General features: G+C 32.8%; 20 protein-coding genes and 1 other annotated feature. Of the genes, 10 read left to right on the forward strand and 10 right to left on the reverse strand.

Translation table 11 applies throughout. From position 1 onward, the window contains the following. Positions 1–10 precede the first annotated feature (10 nt). Complete coding sequence (locus ACFX4G_RS27380) at positions 11–160, forward strand: hypothetical protein (protein WP_377578249.1); 150 nt, start codon at positions 11–13, stop codon at positions 158–160. A 431-nt stretch (positions 161–591) separates the two neighbouring features. Next, on the forward strand, positions 592–1,038 hold the full coding sequence (locus ACFX4G_RS27385) for an RDD family protein (RefSeq protein WP_165574706.1): 447 nt from the start codon (positions 592–594) through the stop codon (positions 1,036–1,038). 170 nt (positions 1,039–1,208) lie between these two features. Here the strand turns inward: ACFX4G_RS27385 and ACFX4G_RS27390 are convergent, their stop codons facing one another. The 3 genes from ACFX4G_RS27390 to ACFX4G_RS27400 all read right to left on the reverse strand — a co-directional run bounded on the left by ACFX4G_RS27390 (position 1,209) and on the right by ACFX4G_RS27400 (position 2,226). Further along, complete coding sequence (locus ACFX4G_RS27390) at positions 1,209–1,340, reverse strand: hypothetical protein (protein WP_276510979.1); 132 nt, start codon at positions 1,338–1,340, stop codon at positions 1,209–1,211. A 212-nt stretch (positions 1,341–1,552) separates the two neighbouring features. Then, on the reverse strand, positions 1,553–1,717 hold the full coding sequence (locus ACFX4G_RS27395; RefSeq protein ID WP_162213431.1) for a hypothetical protein: 165 nt from the start codon (positions 1,715–1,717) through the stop codon (positions 1,553–1,555). A 56-nt stretch (positions 1,718–1,773) separates the two neighbouring features. Beyond that, positions 1,774–2,226: a hypothetical protein gene (locus tag ACFX4G_RS27400; RefSeq protein ID WP_377578216.1), complete on the reverse strand. Its 453-nt coding sequence runs from the start codon at positions 2,224–2,226 to the stop codon at positions 1,774–1,776. Positions 2,227–2,486: 260 nt separating this feature from the next. On the opposite strand from ACFX4G_RS27400, the gene ACFX4G_RS27405 reads away from it, so the two are divergent. Both ACFX4G_RS27405 and ACFX4G_RS27410 read left to right on the forward strand, forming a co-directional pair. Further along, entirely contained in the window at positions 2,487–2,714 is a 228-nt protein-coding gene (locus tag ACFX4G_RS27405) for a helix-turn-helix domain-containing protein (protein WP_043981743.1), read from the forward strand. Between the two features lie 775 nt (positions 2,715–3,489). Next, positions 3,490–4,494 carry a DUF3231 family protein gene (locus ACFX4G_RS27410; RefSeq protein ID WP_377578219.1) on the forward strand — a complete coding sequence of 335 codons (1,005 nt, stop codon included), beginning with the start codon at positions 3,490–3,492 and terminating at the stop codon, positions 4,492–4,494. A gap of 194 nt (positions 4,495–4,688) precedes the next feature. Here the strand turns inward: ACFX4G_RS27410 and ACFX4G_RS27415 are convergent, their stop codons facing one another. Continuing rightward, positions 4,689–4,823 (reverse strand): anti-repressor SinI family protein, encoded by a 135-nt coding sequence (locus ACFX4G_RS27415; protein WP_377578222.1) that lies wholly within the window; start codon positions 4,821–4,823, stop codon positions 4,689–4,691. A gap of 99 nt (positions 4,824–4,922) precedes the next feature. Here ACFX4G_RS27415 and ACFX4G_RS27420 point away from each other — a divergent pair, with 99 nt between their 5' ends. From ACFX4G_RS27420 to ACFX4G_RS27440, 5 genes are all read left to right on the forward strand, one after another. After that, positions 4,923–5,084 carry a hypothetical protein gene (locus tag ACFX4G_RS27420; RefSeq protein ID WP_157842269.1) on the forward strand — a complete coding sequence of 54 codons (162 nt, stop codon included), beginning with the start codon at positions 4,923–4,925 and terminating at the stop codon, positions 5,082–5,084. Positions 5,085–5,210: 126 nt separating this feature from the next. Beyond that, on the forward strand, positions 5,211–5,543 hold the full coding sequence (locus ACFX4G_RS27425) for a hypothetical protein (protein WP_322552732.1): 333 nt from the start codon (positions 5,211–5,213) through the stop codon (positions 5,541–5,543). 134 nt (positions 5,544–5,677) lie between these two features. Beyond that, positions 5,678–6,082 carry an NUDIX hydrolase gene (locus ACFX4G_RS27430; RefSeq protein WP_377578225.1) on the forward strand — a complete coding sequence of 135 codons (405 nt, stop codon included), beginning with the start codon at positions 5,678–5,680 and terminating at the stop codon, positions 6,080–6,082. A gap of 554 nt (positions 6,083–6,636) precedes the next feature. After that, positions 6,637–6,880: a binding site (T-box leader), on the forward strand. 57 nt (positions 6,881–6,937) lie between these two features. Next, positions 6,938–8,506, forward strand: coding sequence for a 2-isopropylmalate synthase (locus ACFX4G_RS27435; RefSeq protein ID WP_230185580.1), 1,569 nt, complete (start codon positions 6,938–6,940; stop codon positions 8,504–8,506). Between the two features lie 259 nt (positions 8,507–8,765). Beyond that, positions 8,766–9,575, forward strand: a complete 810-nt coding sequence (locus ACFX4G_RS27440) for a class I SAM-dependent methyltransferase (protein WP_377578228.1) — start codon at positions 8,766–8,768, stop codon at positions 9,573–9,575. Between the two features lie 164 nt (positions 9,576–9,739). Here the strand turns inward: ACFX4G_RS27440 and ACFX4G_RS27445 are convergent, their stop codons facing one another. The 4 genes from ACFX4G_RS27445 to ACFX4G_RS27460 form a co-directional block, all read right to left on the reverse strand. Further along, the gene (locus ACFX4G_RS27445; protein WP_377578231.1) at positions 9,740–10,237 is read right to left on the reverse strand and encodes a hypothetical protein; all 498 of its coding nucleotides are present in this window, start codon (positions 10,235–10,237) and stop codon (positions 9,740–9,742) included. Positions 10,238–10,593: 356 nt separating this feature from the next. Beyond that, positions 10,594–11,034 (reverse strand): aspartyl-phosphate phosphatase Spo0E family protein, encoded by a 441-nt coding sequence (locus tag ACFX4G_RS27450; RefSeq protein WP_097825566.1) that lies wholly within the window; start codon positions 11,032–11,034, stop codon positions 10,594–10,596. A gap of 1,734 nt (positions 11,035–12,768) precedes the next feature. After that, on the reverse strand, positions 12,769–12,951 hold the full coding sequence (locus ACFX4G_RS27455; protein ID WP_377578234.1) for a hypothetical protein: 183 nt from the start codon (positions 12,949–12,951) through the stop codon (positions 12,769–12,771). Between the two features lie 138 nt (positions 12,952–13,089). Beyond that, entirely contained in the window at positions 13,090–13,230 is a 141-nt protein-coding gene (locus tag ACFX4G_RS27460) for an FbpB family small basic protein (protein ID WP_377578237.1), read from the reverse strand. A 243-nt stretch (positions 13,231–13,473) separates the two neighbouring features. Here ACFX4G_RS27460 and ACFX4G_RS27465 point away from each other — a divergent pair, with 243 nt between their 5' ends. Beyond that, positions 13,474–13,674 (forward strand): cold-shock protein, encoded by a 201-nt coding sequence (locus ACFX4G_RS27465; RefSeq protein WP_013056497.1) that lies wholly within the window; start codon positions 13,474–13,476, stop codon positions 13,672–13,674. A gap of 265 nt (positions 13,675–13,939) precedes the next feature. Here ACFX4G_RS27465 and ACFX4G_RS27470 read toward each other — a convergent pair whose 3' ends face one another. Both ACFX4G_RS27470 and ACFX4G_RS27475 read right to left on the reverse strand, forming a co-directional pair. Continuing rightward, on the reverse strand, positions 13,940–14,143 hold the full coding sequence (locus tag ACFX4G_RS27470; RefSeq protein ID WP_057239729.1) for a cold-shock protein: 204 nt from the start codon (positions 14,141–14,143) through the stop codon (positions 13,940–13,942). 830 nt (positions 14,144–14,973) lie between these two features. Further along, the coding region (locus tag ACFX4G_RS27475; RefSeq protein ID WP_377578240.1) for an EamA family transporter at positions 14,974–15,177 on the reverse strand (204 nt) is incomplete at its 5' end.

Here is a 15,177-nt window from a genome sequence, read left to right on the forward strand (position 1 = left end):
CGTGAGTCTTATGTGTGGTCTTACAATAGGAATAGTTGCTATCATTAGCTTTTTTATGGTGGTTTTCCGCCAGGATAAGCGAAGTTTACACGATTCGATGGCAGCTACCTATGTGAAACGTGTAGATCCTACCAAAGTAGACAGCTCTAAACTTATTTAAAGCTTTTTTTAAAAGAGCAATGTTATATATTTAATAACCCTATTATTTCTACTCTTTTACATTTCAAAAAGGAGAAACTTATATGAAAAAGTCAACACCTTGTCCGGCCATTTTCCTGTTGTTGAAAAGGTACCAACTATGATTGTATTTATGGCTTTTTGTTACCCTGTGTATGCCTTATATGAAGCTTATAATGCCGTTATTATCTTTGATAAGGAAAATTTACAACTTAAACAAACTAATTAATCTTTTATCTCTTTTCTATGAATATGTCTTTAGTAATATCAATACTAGAGACATGTATTTTATTATTAGTGGATAAATTTAAAATATTTTATATTTTTTACCTTCATCTTCAATCATGTTATCATCATCTGAGGAGCTATTTAGATAGATAAAGTGTTAATTTACAAGAAGGGGAGAAATATAAAGTGGATCAAGTAACAAAACCAGCAGGATTTTGGATACGCCTATTAGGAAATCTGTTAGATGGCATTATTGTAAGTATTCCTTTGGGGCTTATTGGCTTTCTTATTACAGGAGACTTTGATCGTGAAGATCCCATTACATCACTCATAGGTTTCATCTATGCGGTTGCTGTACCTATTTTATGGTATGGATATACTATAGGGAAACGAATTGTTGGGGTTAGAATTGTCAAAATAAATGGAAAGAAACTTGGAATCGGAGCAATGCTACTAAGAGTTCTTGTGGCCGGCATTGTTTATGGCCTTACATTAGGTATTGCGTTAATTGTGAGTGTGTTCATGGTGGTTTTCCGTAAGGATAAAAGAAGTCTGCATGACATGATGGCAGGGACGTATGTTACATATTCAAAGCCCGGTGAAATAGAGGATAAACAAGCATTTATAGATTAATACTTAATCAACAATGCCGAATACCTTCTATTTCTAATCTACTATTGGGGACTATTCAAACCTCCTACACATTAAGGTGTAGGAGGTTTTTCTGTGTAGCAACTACCAGTTTTGAGTAAAATAGCTACACATCAGAAAGTTTCTTGAAATATGAAAAGGTTAACCGTAGATTATTGAACATACTTATTACTTTCTTTTTTCACTATCCATGCAAGTAACTCTTTTTCTTTGTCATTTAAATGTCGATCTAAACATTTCTCAAAATCAGAAACTAATTCTCCAAAACGAGGGCTATTTTCCATCTACATTCCTCCTATGTCACAAGTATAAAAAGGTACATTTAATATATCTCTATTTCCTTATTTTTCGTTACCGAAATCATTTTCATTTTCCAAACGTTTTTAATCATATTTAGAACAAAGACCGCCCATTATGTATCAGTTTATAAGGCGGTCTTAACTGTATTCATGCTATATGTTTATGACCAAAATATCGACACTATTCTAAAAAGACGTCAGGTGAAAAAGGCAATGGCTAAAATTGCTGCGACACAAGCTAAATAGATATTTCCACTCCAGTCCCTCTTTTCTTTTTCATTCACCGCATAGCTATTATAAGAACCTTCAATCGGATCTATTTTTAGTTTTCGTTGTATCTCGAATTCTTCATCTAAAATCAAGTCTAATTCCTCCATTGTTTGATAATTGTAAGGTAGGAATCTCCCTTGTTCGTCTCTTAATCGGTTGCTGACGTCTTTGTAACCCGCGCTGTCTTCTCATTGGTGGAAGACTGTCGGTCGGGTTGAGTAGTAGTTCCTGACACTGATTGGCCATCTGTTGGTGTTCCAAGTAACGTAGAAGTGTTTGTAAGCGTTCCTTTTCGCTCAAGATCATCATGTTCTCCTCCTCCTTTCTTTTCGATGTTGGGCTCTTGTTCCATCCATAATGGGTGGGAAGAAGGCTGCCACGGAGATGAGGGAAGAGGAACGTCTCTCATTTTATACTGATTCATTAACGCTAAGAAAACAGGATTGTGCGCTGCAGTAAAAAGTGCACACCTTATAATTTGATTTCGGTCTAACTCGGTAGCCTGAAAAAGGCTATCTACATATGTACGGTAAATAGAATGATACCGCACAGTCGGTCGATAGGTGTCTACTTGATTTTGGGCCTTCTTATTTTTCTTCATACGCGTTTTTCTCTTTCAAACTGACCTCTAACATCTGTTTGCCTTCTACCGTTAAGTAGACGTCTTTTCGACTTAATAACGAGATTGCTAATTCTTTTGTCATTTGATTCGCTCCATTCCTGATGATTATCCTGACGTCTTGAGGTGACGTCTTACTAAATGATATGAACGATAACTTGTCCACTATTCCGATATTTTCTTCAAAAGTGTATGAAACTTCGAATTCTTGGACAAGACTGATACTAAAAAGGTGATTATATATGTTTGGGTTAGGTAAGCAACGTAGTAAATTAGGAAAATGGTTAGATCAAAGAGGAATTTCGCAACAATGGTTAGCGAGTACTTCAAAGGTTAGTAGATCCACTGTTAGCGAACTTTGTAAGAGAAATGTAGAACATGCACCTACACAGCGAACTATGACCAAAATACTCAAAGCTTTAAGGAAAATAGATCCAAATTTAAAGGCACATGATTTTTTTGATATGTAGATAGAAAATATTATAATTCTCTTGGAAACAATGCATAAATTTATCGACTTTAACGTAGCAGAAAAGCCTACTTGGTCTTATACAAGTAGGCTTTTCATGTTCATTGTGAATAAAGTTAGATAGATAATGAGAGAAATTTCTTTCTGTTTAGTTGGTGAGAAAAATATTTAAGGTGGTCAAAATCATCCTGAGAAATAGTTGATTGTTGATTCAAAGTGTTTTTTACATCTACTAATATACATAGGTCGTGTAATTCATGGTCAGTGAAGATACCTTGCAGAAGATTTAATCGGAATAATAAGGGGAGATTATCGGAGAGTTGAGTTCCACCTTCAGCGAAAAAAATTTGTCGCCATAAATGTCCATAATGTGAATTATCAGAAGTAAAATAAGTTTTATAAAAATAATCATATTCCATGTTTCATTTTCAATCAAAAGGGTACATTATTATGTTGGAGTGGAATTTTAAAAGAAACAGTCTTTTTAGATCTGTTTCTTTTTTTATTTAAGATTATAAAACGAATAATGAATAGCAAATTGAGCAAACTACCCAAGATGTTACTAAATATCGACTCATACAACTAAATTTTGCAACAGAAAAAACTACCTCTTTTGACTGGGAAGAGATAGGTTTTTCTGTTTTTAAGCTGTATATGACATACAATCGTAGTTACTATAATGTACGTTATAGTAACTACAAGCTAAAAGCCATTTTTGTTAAGATAAAATTCATATCTATTAATAAATTAGTGAATATTATCCATGAGGTGATAATATGGATAAGAATAAGTTAAAACTCACATCTTCCGAAATAGGGACACTATGGGGAGAGTATGTAAACGGAACAATGACAGATGTAGTAAATCAATATATGTTCTCTATTATTGAAGACGAGTCAATAAAGGCCGTTTTTGAAGATGCTATTAAGACCTTCGCAAACCAAAAGAAACAAATTGTAGCTTTTATAGAAAACGAAGGGTTTCCAGTTCCAATTGGATTTACTGAGTTTGACCTCAATAAAGGTACTAAAAAATTATTTACTGATATATTCTGCTTGAATTATTTACATATCATGACATTACATGGCTTGCTAGGACATACAACCTCATTAGGTGTTTCTGTCAGAGAAGACTTACGTTACTTCTACGATACATGTGATAATGAGGCAAAAAGGATGTATCATCAAACGATTGAATTATTACTTGAAAAAGGGGAGTTTCAGAGGGACCCTTATTTTTATCCTGCTAAAAACCCTGAATATATTTCTAGCCAGGATTTTTTAGATGGATTTTTCGGAAAAGGCAGACGCTTAACGGCACTAGAAATCATAAGTATTTCCTTCAACCTTAAGAAAAGCATTATGGCTAAAACTCTTTCTATTGGATTTAGTCAGGTCTCTCAATCAAAAGAAGTAAGGGGATTTTTAGAGGATTCTGAGAAAACAGCTGATGAACAAATACAATCCTTTTCAAAAATAATGCACGCGGATAATTTACCAGTTCCTAAATCGTGGGAGACAGAAGTAACAACTTCAACAGACGCTCCTTTTTCTGATAAATTAATGATGTATCATATTGGTTTCTTGTTCCAAGCTGCACAAGCGTATCATGGAACAGGTTTAGCATCAGCCATGCGAACAGATCTTGTAGCTGCTTATGAAGGCGTTATTCTAAAGAATTTAATGGTAACAAAAAAATGGTTTAATATTATGATGAAAAATAAATGGTTAGAACAGCCACCACTTGCTCCTAATAGAAAAGAAATTGCAAAAGAAAAATGATAAAGAAATGAATACAAACGAATCTATTCAGCAAACTAATCAAGATGCAATAGAGCATCAACTGAACATCTATATTTTAACGACTGGAAAAAACTACCTCTTTCTCGATGGTGGTTTTTTCCCTTTTTAAGCTGTATAAAGTCTACAAACTTAGTTAACATAGAGCACTTTATAAGCGCAAAAAAAGGCCTGAGTCATTTAGAAACGGGTCCTTTTTGATTTGAGTATATAAATTCTTTTACTTCTACAATTGAGAGACCTAATTGATAAGCTTCTTTTATAAGACTTATCCATTCCTGATCAAGCCTACTATCTTCTTTTCTTAGCACTCACGATTCCTCCAACTTTCCTAATCGGAATTAATTAGGCTCTAACATTTAATAACAAGCCATTAGAAATTGATACTATTAAATAAAGAAGTAGAAGAGATGGCTAAAAAACGAATTGAAATCCATAAAAAGCGAATGAAGTTATCTGAAGAGTTGGAAAGTAACTGGGATAATAAAGAACTCCAAGATAGAATCATCGAGTTAGAGGAAGAAAGCCAAAAACTCAAGAAAAAAATTGAAGATTTACAGGCTAACTTTTAAGTATTCTTTCAGGGTGCTTTTTTAGATGGGTTCTGGAAAGATATGTGTTATACAGTAGAAAAGAGGTGACCTGTTAATCTTTGGCGAATTAAGGAGAGGAAACAAGTAGAGAAGGAGGACTTAATAGTGAAAGAATTAGTCATTAATGATGTTGTATTTGATGTAAAATACCTTACTACGTCTACAGCCAGCAAAGAAGAAGTGGGCCTTGAAAAAAGAATTATTAATAATGGAAAAATGACTAAGGGAAGAGATCAAATTAAGTTTTCATTTTCTGTTTTGGGTAAACAAGATTATCAATTATATGATACCTTTTTTGAGAATACTCATTATACTGTTGTGATCCCTGAAACGAGTGAAATATTTATAACTCATAGTGTTTCGCATAGTACATTTTATCAAGGAGCTGAAGTAACAGATAACACAGAAGTGGTATTTAAAGTTACACTTACCAAATAAAGTGATTACCTATGTTTAAGCTCACGCTCTAACATTTTTTAAAGAACTTGCTTAAGATTAAAATCCAGTTTGATTAAGTTCTATTTATTAGAAACACTTGTATGCCTACAATGTTTTTCTAAGGGGAGATCTCAGTGAATAAGTGTAGTGGTTTTGCAATAATTTGTTTAAATAATAAAGATGAATTATTAATGGTCTCCCAAGAGAAACCCAACACACCAAAGCGTTGGTCTGTTCCTTCTGGTGCTATTGAAGACTATGAAAGGATTGAAGATTGTTGTGTTCGAGAAATGTGGAATCAAACAGGTTATCAAGTAGAGATAGTAAAAAAGATACAAGAGAATAGGGCAACTACCTATAATGTTGAAGTTCACATGACCTATTTTGAAGTTAAGGTATTAGCTGGAGAGAAGAAAGTTCAGATCGTAGATTCATATTGCTGGCAACCGATATCTAAAATTAATCATTTGTACATGTTATTTGAAGATGAACGTGAGGTTGTATTAAATTATATAAAAAAGAAAAAACAGTTCATTTAATCTTGCTCAAGTATATTGTTTTACCTCTATACACATGTATGGAGATTCGTTGTCTTTTGGAACAACTACAAAAATATATAGAGGGCAGGTCAAATAATTGATTAATACAACCATTAATTTAATGAGAATTGTCATGAATACTACTATGAGGAATAACTTAATCTTTATAAATCATTACCTCAAATCGAGGGACATTTTTTTATCTAGATCTAAGACACCATAAAAAATCCCCTCCATCGTAGGGAGAATAGGTTGCTTTCTTTTATTTGTCTACTATGGAGGGAACATTCCCTCTTTTAAAATATTGTTTTTATAGCTAGATACACTGCAACAATCGATGCAACGACTATAGTTCATATTTTTCTCCAATATAAGTAATATACAAAAATCATTTTAAGAAAATACTTTAAATATTACTCAAGAATAGTGGATGTTTATGTGCAAATTAATAACTTGCAAAAGAGATATTTTTTATATTCCCAATAAATTTTATATTCAAAAAATCTCGTTGACAAATCGATTAGATAGATATAATATTGCATGTAATCAAATAATAATAAGCAAAGATTGGAAATATTAGAAGGATATATAAACTTGTCAGAGAGCCGGTGGTTGGTGAGAATCGGTAGTTATTACCTTTGAACTCATCCAAGAGCTACTCCCTGAACATTATAAGTAGGGGATGTCGGTTTTCTACCGTTATGAAGATAGGTGGTGATAGCTGCCGAAAATGAGTGGGTTAATTATGTAATGATTAATCAATTAGAGTGGTACCGCGAGCAACGCCTCGTCTCTATATTTTTATAGAGGCGGGGCTTTTTTTATACATTAATATGACAAAGGAGTGTTTCTGAAATGACGAGAAAAATTTGGATGTTTGATACGACTTTAAGAGATGGCGAGCAAGTTCCAGGGGCTAAGCTGAATCTGTATGAAAAACTAGAAGTAGCGCAGCAACTAAAGAAGATGAAAGTTGATATTATCGAAGCTGGTTTTCCTTCGTCTTCAGCTGGTGATTTTAATGCTGTGAAAGAAATTGCTATGAAAATAGGAAATACAGAAGACATGATCATCACAGCGTTAGCAAGAGCAGTAAAGGCTGATATTGATGCTGTTTATAATAGTGTGAAATATGCTAAAAAACCGTTAATCCATATAGTTTTAGGCGCTTCAGACATTCATGTGGAAAAGAAGTTTGGGAAATCGAAAAGTCAAATTTTAGATCTCGGCGTTGATGCAGTAAAATATGCAAAAACATTTTTACCAGATGTACAATATTCAACGGAGGATGCGTCTCGCTCCGATTTTGAATATTTATGGGCAACGATTGAAGCCGTTGTAAAGGCAGGGGCTACCATTATTAATGTACCCGATACAGTTGGCTATGCCGAGCCGGAAGAGTTTGGTGAACTAATCTTTAAAATAAATGATCGCTTGAAAAATTTGAATGATAAAGTGCTTTTAAGTGTCCATTGTCATAATGATCTTGGTATGGCAACAGCGAATACGTTAGCTGCAATAAAAAATGGGGCAGATAAGGTTGAATGTACGATAAATGGCATTGGTGAACGTGCAGGTAATGCTGCACTAGAAGAGGTTGTTATGGCAATTAATACGCGTTCATCAATTTATAACGCGTACACAAATATTAATACAAAAGAAATCATGAATACATCTAGGTTAGTAAGTAGTTTAATGGGACTTGAAGTACAAGTAAATAAAGCCATTACAGGTGATAATGCTTTTGCTCATTCTTCAGGTATACACCAAGACGGTTTATTAAAAGCAAGAGATGCTTACGAAATCATTAGTCCAATTGAAGTTGGTTTAGATGATATGGAACTTGTTTTAACCGCCCGTTCTGGACGTCATGCGGTGAAAAACGCGCTTGAGTCATTAGGTTTTAATGAGATGACTAATATACAATTTGAAGGGGTATTTGAAGATTTTCTTGAATTGGCAGATGCAAAAAAGGAAGTATATAATCATGATTTATATGTCATCGTTGAGAACTATTATGCAAAAAATGATATTCATAATCAGGATATGACGCATTATAGCGATCACTTTTATGAACTAATGGACTTGCAAGTGATTAGTAATACAAATTTCCCGTCTGCAAGTGTGAAGATTAAAAAGGGCGATCAAATATTGAAAAACAGTGCAGTCGGGTCTGGCCCGATTGATGCTTTGTATTCTGCTATTACAGAAATTAGTGATTTAGATATTAAATTGATTGAATATAATATTAGCAGTGTATCAAGAGGTAAGGAAGCATTAGGGAAAGTGAAGATTCAAGTGGAATACAGAGGAGAAAAGTATGTTGCCAAAGCGACAGATACGGATATTATGAAAGCAAGTGCATTTGCGTATATCAATGCTGTAAACAGTATTGTGGTTGATACTTTACTTCCGATTGAATAGATAAAAGGTAATATTTAAGGGAATGTGCTTAGTTTGTTTGGGTAATTACTTCGGTCGACTTACATCGTTAACAGAAGGAGAAAAGGGATTAAATTATTGGTTAGATAGTTTTGCAGATGATTTTTCCTGAGTTTCTAAGTGGAAAAATAAAATAAATACCAATCTATATAAAGATGGTATATGGGTAGCTGAATATAAACGAATTCGAATTGTCGCCTTTAAGAAAAAGTAGGGATTTATTAATTAGGAGGTCTACCATATGGAAGGGAATATTGCCCGCAATCGGGCTGAATTAGCAGGGAAGTTAACAAACGTATTAGATTCCCGGTCACTAACATACTCCCATAAAAGGCTTGCAAGTATACTTAAGGAAGGTATGAAGGTTCTTGATTTAGGATGTGGAACAGGAGCAATTACACGTGGAATAGCAGAATCAGTAGGTCCAAAGGGGTGGGTCGTAGGAATCGATAGCAATCCCAATCTAATCGAAAAAGCTCGTCAAAATCATGGTAAAACTCCAGGATTAACTTTTGAAACAGGTGATATCTTTAATCTTACCTATGAAGGAGAATTTGATATTGTTACCTGTGCTAGGGTGTTAATATGGCTGTCCGACCCTTTGAAAGCATTGCAAATGATGAAATCTGCTGCCAAAATTGGTGGTCGTATTTTGGTCGTAGACTATAATCATGAAAAGATATCATGGGAACCGGCCCCTCCTTCAAGTATGACTTCTTTCTATTCTACATATTTGAAATGGCGTTCTGACGCAGGTATGAATAATGCAATTGCTGATGACCTTACTAATATGTTTCGGGAAATTGGTATTCAAGACATCATTATAACCCCTCAACACGAGGTATCTAACCGAACAGATTCTAATTTTAATACAAATATTGGGATATGGGCAGATACTGCTTCAAGTAGAGGAATTCAAATGGAAAGGGATGGGTATATTACTGAAATAGAATATATAACGGCGGAAAAAGAATATCGCGAATGGATGACTAAAGAGGCTCAATCTTTAACAATGTATATGTTAGCTGTAGAGGGTGTAAGAACTTTGTAAATGTATCTCTCATAAAACCTCCAATTTATATTAATAGATTGGAGGTTTTAGCTACCTATAAAATCTATTTCTCGGAAATAATATACGAAAAGGATCTTTATGGAAAAATAAATAAGTACCTTGATAAAATAGGAGTACTTTTACGTATTTATTTCTTCTTTACCCTAAAGTAATTCTTTCTTTAACTTGTCAAAATCTCTTTTAGCTACTTTTTCAATCTTATCAAATAATTCATCACCTTTGATTAATCCTTTTTCTTCTAGTATTTCTTCTAAAGCTTTAAATCTTACTCTAGATAAAACAACCTCATTTACGGCATTAACCATCAACTTCTGATCTTGTGTAAGTTCTTTTTCTTTGGCTGGTTCTTGTTGTAACTTAATTCTAAATACGATTTTTGTGTCATCTGTTATCTCTGCTGCTTGATAAAAAGTACTGTGTGAAATATTTTTCATTTTAAGTTTCTCATTTGTATCAACAATAGTAAGTTCAAAATCGGGGCTCTCGAAAAATAAGTCATATAAGTTATAATCTTTTTTTCCTATAATCGAAAATGCAAAACCAATCTTTTTTAGCTGCTCACCTGTAGTGGAATGTGTAATTGTTTTTTCTTCGAAATTTTCAACGTTAAATTCAACATTATTGATAATTAATTGTTTCAATTCAACCACCTCTTTATCTATATGAATACGACGAGTCTTAAAAGATTCCCTGTTTTCTCAAAATAAAAAAGGAAACTGATGAATCAGTATCCTTAAAGAATTATTTAGAAAACCTTGCGCTTGGTAGGATAATTAATGAAGGTTGGTTGTAACGTCATATTCAAAGAAAAAAATTATACTGTTTTGTGGTTATATAACAATGGTACATATGAAATCAAGGAATAAGATTCATTAGGAAAAGTTAAATTAGTATCAGTTTCTAATTTTAAAGTGCTTAAAAAAACATCAGTTTTTTCTAATCCGATGTTTTTTAAGTATTTATACATTTAGTTTAAAGCGTTAGAAAAGATAGATTTTCACGAATGAGTTGTTAACTTTCGTAAATTTTGAAGGGTAACAAAACCTGCTTTAGTTCCATTACCAACTAGAACTAAAGCAGTACACACTCCAAATGTTGCTAGATTTGAATGAGCAATCAACTGGGCAGAACAAAAACGAATATTACTTCTTGCAAGCTCAACGGCTTTTACCTCATATTTAAAATCACTAACTTTACGATTACCATACGAGTGTCTCGTTCTAGGTAGATCTCCTCCGTAATCTAAAAACATGTTAGTTGAACTAGAATAAGATTTCATATGCAAATTTATAAGCTTGTCCAAATCTTGACTACACTTAATTGTTTTTTTATCTAAAAGTCCATAATTATTACCTAGATCAATTAATTCTTTCCTTTTTTTTGCAATACACTTTCGTAAGTCCTTTATTTGACCTACTGAATTGATTACCATTGACATAGCTTTTTCTCACCTCATCGCAATTTTTCAGTTTCTAGGAAATTTAGTAGGTCTATAATAAAAAGATAGAGCCAATAAAAAATATTATGAGCAATATAAGATAGAATGAAAACGGTTTCTACAAAAGATATCAAAAAATTACAAGAAAATACAAAAATCATAGACATTAATGAGCTATCCCATTCGAAAAAGTATACTTTTTCGAATGGGATAGCTGTTTTTTAAGTCATTTTTTCACAGTCTAAAAGGTGTACTTTTTGGGACTATCTATATTGGACAACCTTAATCATAAATTAACTATACATAGTTAAGGGGATTCTGGTGCATAAGTGTTGAAGTGTTGTTACTGAGAAGCTACCAGAAGAAAATATTCTTTATTTCGCGGGTCATTGTCCATTCATTGCAATTCTGAGCGTTTCTCATAATACTGTTTTTAGTGAAGGAGTTGAGAAGATTGAAAAAAATCATATACTGGATTATTTTTATTTTGTTGATTTTAGCTTATGTGACTGACGTAGAAAACATTGACTTAAAGGATTTATTCTCTTCATCACAAGAGAGTAACACATCCTATGATAGATAAAGTGATTTATTTTCCGACTGATAAATACTCTAAAACTGCAGCACATATTGAACATACCATTAATAAAGGTAAGTCAGCTATTTGTACAATTAATCCTTATGGGGCAGAAGAGAACAGAAGCCAATCTTTAAAGAGGCTTCCTACTAAGTAAGGTTATGATAGAGATGAATTTTCAATGACATTTTGTGATGAAGGAGGAACAGGTGCAGAAATTGAGTATGGTAAGCCTGCTGATAATCGGAGCGCAGGTTCTTTGATATCTTATCAAGTCGATCAATTGCCGAGTGGAACAAAGGTTTTAATTCAGATAAAATAAAAAGAACAGGTATTGTAAGGGAATTAGATAAATTGGGATGTGTGAAAATTCAATATGAATTATGTAAAGCTTTTGGGATAGAAAATAATACAACACATTTAAAGCTACTTGTTACGGGAGGGTTTGTACAGGTACAGGAGAAATTAAATGATCAAACATTCTTATTCTCGAAGAAGAATTGAAAAGAAGGGCTCTACCCTTCATTACTAAAACAGATAGGAGTAATTAATTCAGAATTACGCTTCTATCTGTTTTTCCTTTTTTACAACCCACATCAGGAATTCCTTTTCTTGATTAGTTAGCTTTCTATTTAAGGATTGTTCAAACTGTAAAACTAACTCTATAAAGCGCTGCATGTTATCCATTTATGCTATAACTCAACTCCTTGAGTTTATCTTTAAGTATAGAATAAGGTTAAGTTTTTTATTTTGTCAAATTTTGTTGTGTCTTAATACTATAATTTATGAAGATGCATAAAGAAGCCATTATAAAGATATTTCAACTAGACGATTAGCTCTTTTCTTTGGATGTTATATTGAGGTTAACTATGAGAAGGAATGGAAGAGATATAAGCGTGAATTAACTTTTGTAGATCAAGTAATCTGGACCATCAAAGATTTATTTTGGAAATGAAACATGTTGATTTAAAGTAAATAGCGATTAATGGAATCTCATCATAAAACATACATACATAGATAGAACTGAATTAGATAAAAAGAGAGTAAACCATCTTTTTTATTTGTTTGCTCTGGGAGAAAGTCTTAATCATAGATAGGTGGTTCTGAGGCAAAAGTACTAAAATGTTGAAAAAGCACCCCTGAACGGGTGCTGTGAATTAAAGTAGTTCATCGTTCTGGTTTTTTAGGTACTTGCTTTCTAACTCTAATTGTTTCATTCGTCGTTGCAATCCTAAGTTCTCTAAGTCCTGTTCTAATTCAGAAGATAAATCAGTTTGTTCTTTAGCATTCTCCATTTGTTCTCTAGTAGTTGCCAACTTCTTTTGTTCTTTTGAATTCATATTAACAGCCCCTTTCTTATGACTTGCTAGATTCGACATAGCAGATGAAATATCCTGTAAAAAGCCATTTACCTAGAAATGCAACAGCAGCACAATACAAAAAAACATCCGTTTAGATAGGATGTTTTTATTCTACTCTTATTTCATTTTCATCTTTGTAGCCTGCTCCTGGCGAGCTTCAATTTTTTCTTCAATCTTTTCCATGACCTTTTTATCTTCTAGTATTTTATGTCTGTTTTCATTGACTAGGTTTTGAAAAGAGGGTTTTAACTTTCTCATAGTGGCACTTCTTTCTTACTGTTTAATTTAGTCCGTATACAAGTATGATTATAACGGTTAAATGGAAAAAAGCAATTATTTGCTATCAATATCCCTATGTGTTAAACTATATTTAACTTGTTTTTGTTCGGTATAAGATTGAGAGAAGAAAAAATCTTAAACAGAAGTTTTTATCTTGAAATAGTATGATTGAGCAAGAGAGGTAATACATTTGTGGAGCATTCCACAGCAGGAGGCAACATTATGACACAAGGTACAGTAAAATGGTTTAATGCAGACAAAGGTTTCGGTTTCATTGAAATCGAAGGCGGAGACGATGTATTCGTTCATTTCAGTGCTATTCAAGGTGAAGGTTTCAAATCATTAGAAGAAGGTCAAAAAGTGACTTTTGATATCGAGCAAGGTCAACGTGGAGCACAAGCTGCTAACGTTCACAAAGCATAATTAAAAGTGATAACAAAAAGGACTCCTTATGAAGGAGTCCTTTTTTTATGGTCTTATAATTAAAAAACCATGATTTATCTACTATTAGTTCAATAGAAAACCCAGGCTTTAAAAAAAGCATGGGTTTTAGACAAGACGATCGATACAAGGTATAACTAGTTATAACATACATTAGAAATAGAAAGCAAATGCAAATAAATTAACTATATTTTCAATTAAATAATATAGTAGTAATTTTTAATCTATGTGATAGCGTTGGTATAAATTATCTTCGATGAGGATTAAGGGGGATTTTATTAATAAGTCGTTCTCCAGCTTTCATATAATTTCCACACAAAGGGCATTTTTGGTGATTGTCGTAAGAGAAATCCTTTCTCATCCAGCCCTTACAATCTTCTACTGTACATTCCCAAACCTCTGTTTGTTCTTGGGCTAAAGGTTCTTGATTTCTTTTGCCGTAATAATACATACTAACATCACTACTCCTCTTACTATAGTATACCTTATAAAGGAGTAATGAATCATTTATATGCATTGGTAGTTTTTACAGCTTTATTTTTATAAATTCAAGAATCAAAATATGTATTAAGTATATCTTGTCCCCATAGAAAAAACACCTCCAAGTGATTGTTAGGTCGTATATACCCTTTTTTTAACTTAAAGGTGTTTCTTATTTGTCTCACTATTAGGGGGCAGTCCCTCTTCTGCGACAAGGGTTCTTTTTTGTGATGTTTACCGGAAAGAGGTATTATGTTAACTATAATTGTATATCTTATACACCTTAAAAACAGAAAAAACTACCTTATGTGAGTAAGATAGTTCTTCTGGTGAATGCTCTAAATAGATGTATTTGACACCTTATAGTGTCTTGGGTAGTTTGCTCACGATATTTGATATTATTCAAGGTAGACAAGTTAAATATAACAAAAGGAATAGGCGGAATATTTTAATAATTACTTTACTTTGTAATCGTTTTCATATATACTAAGGATAGGTTGGATGGCATGAGTGGCTGTCATAGTATTTAGCGTAGGTGGGGCTGATACGAGGGAACAGGGCATAGAAGAAATGTCCTTTTTATTTTTGTACAAAAAAAATATTCGATTATCTATGTCAGAAATCATAACAAAGTTATAGTTTTTTTATATCAATTTTTAGTAGTATAAAGATAGTTGATTGAAGATTCTGAAGAAATCTTTTTTGTATAAAGACAGCGTTCAATTGATTGAGCGCTGTCTTTGTGCGGTTTCCTATAAAATCCATTATGGTAACTAGACTTGTATATATTCTAAAAAAAAATTAGGCTTTTTCACTGTGTTTATCTTTTGTACCAAAGTAATTTGTCCCAATAACTCCTGTAATAATGATAATTGCCCCAACTAGATGATAAAGGTGAAATTGTTCTTTTAAAAAAATTACTCCTGCTAAGATTGTAATGAGTGTAGCAAAATTACTGAAGACACTCATTTTAGATGCTTCTATTTTTGATAAGGCGTAATTAGA

It is taken from the genome of Priestia sp. YIM B13486, from assembly GCF_042787865.1.
In the GTDB taxonomy this organism is placed as follows: domain Bacteria; phylum Bacillota; class Bacilli; order Bacillales; family Bacillaceae_H; genus Priestia; species Priestia megaterium.

Bases quoted from the DNA above. Each gene is read 5' to 3' on its own strand.
- ACFX4G_RS27435 (WP_230185580.1), top strand. From the start codon at position 6,938: ATGACGAGAAAAATTTGGATGTTTGATACGACTTTAAGAGATGGCGAG.
- ACFX4G_RS27390 (WP_276510979.1), bottom strand. From the start codon at position 1,340: ATGGAAAATAGCCCTCGTTTTGGAGAATTAGTTTCTGATTTTGAGAAA.
- ACFX4G_RS27420 (WP_157842269.1), top strand. From the start codon at position 4,923: ATGGCTAAAAAACGAATTGAAATCCATAAAAAGCGAATGAAGTTATCT.
- ACFX4G_RS27460 (WP_377578237.1), bottom strand. From the start codon at position 13,230: ATGAGAAAGTTAAAACCCTCTTTTCAAAACCTAGTCAATGAAAACAGA.
- ACFX4G_RS27405 (WP_043981743.1), top strand. From the start codon at position 2,487: ATGTTTGGGTTAGGTAAGCAACGTAGTAAATTAGGAAAATGGTTAGAT.
- ACFX4G_RS27400 (WP_377578216.1), bottom strand. From the start codon at position 2,226: ATGAAGAAAAATAAGAAGGCCCAAAATCAAGTAGACACCTATCGACCG.
- ACFX4G_RS27455 (WP_377578234.1), bottom strand. From the start codon at position 12,951: ATGAATTCAAAAGAACAAAAGAAGTTGGCAACTACTAGAGAACAAATG.
- ACFX4G_RS27380 (WP_377578249.1), top strand. From the start codon at position 11: ATGTGTGGTCTTACAATAGGAATAGTTGCTATCATTAGCTTTTTTATG.
- ACFX4G_RS27465 (WP_013056497.1), top strand. From the start codon at position 13,474: ATGACACAAGGTACAGTAAAATGGTTTAATGCAGACAAAGGTTTCGGT.
- ACFX4G_RS27440 (WP_377578228.1), top strand. From the start codon at position 8,766: ATGGAAGGGAATATTGCCCGCAATCGGGCTGAATTAGCAGGGAAGTTA.
- ACFX4G_RS27470 (WP_057239729.1), bottom strand. From the start codon at position 14,143: ATGTATTATTACGGCAAAAGAAATCAAGAACCTTTAGCCCAAGAACAA.
- ACFX4G_RS27410 (WP_377578219.1), top strand. From the start codon at position 3,490: ATGGATAAGAATAAGTTAAAACTCACATCTTCCGAAATAGGGACACTA.
- ACFX4G_RS27450 (WP_097825566.1), bottom strand. From the start codon at position 11,034: ATGTCAATGGTAATCAATTCAGTAGGTCAAATAAAGGACTTACGAAAG.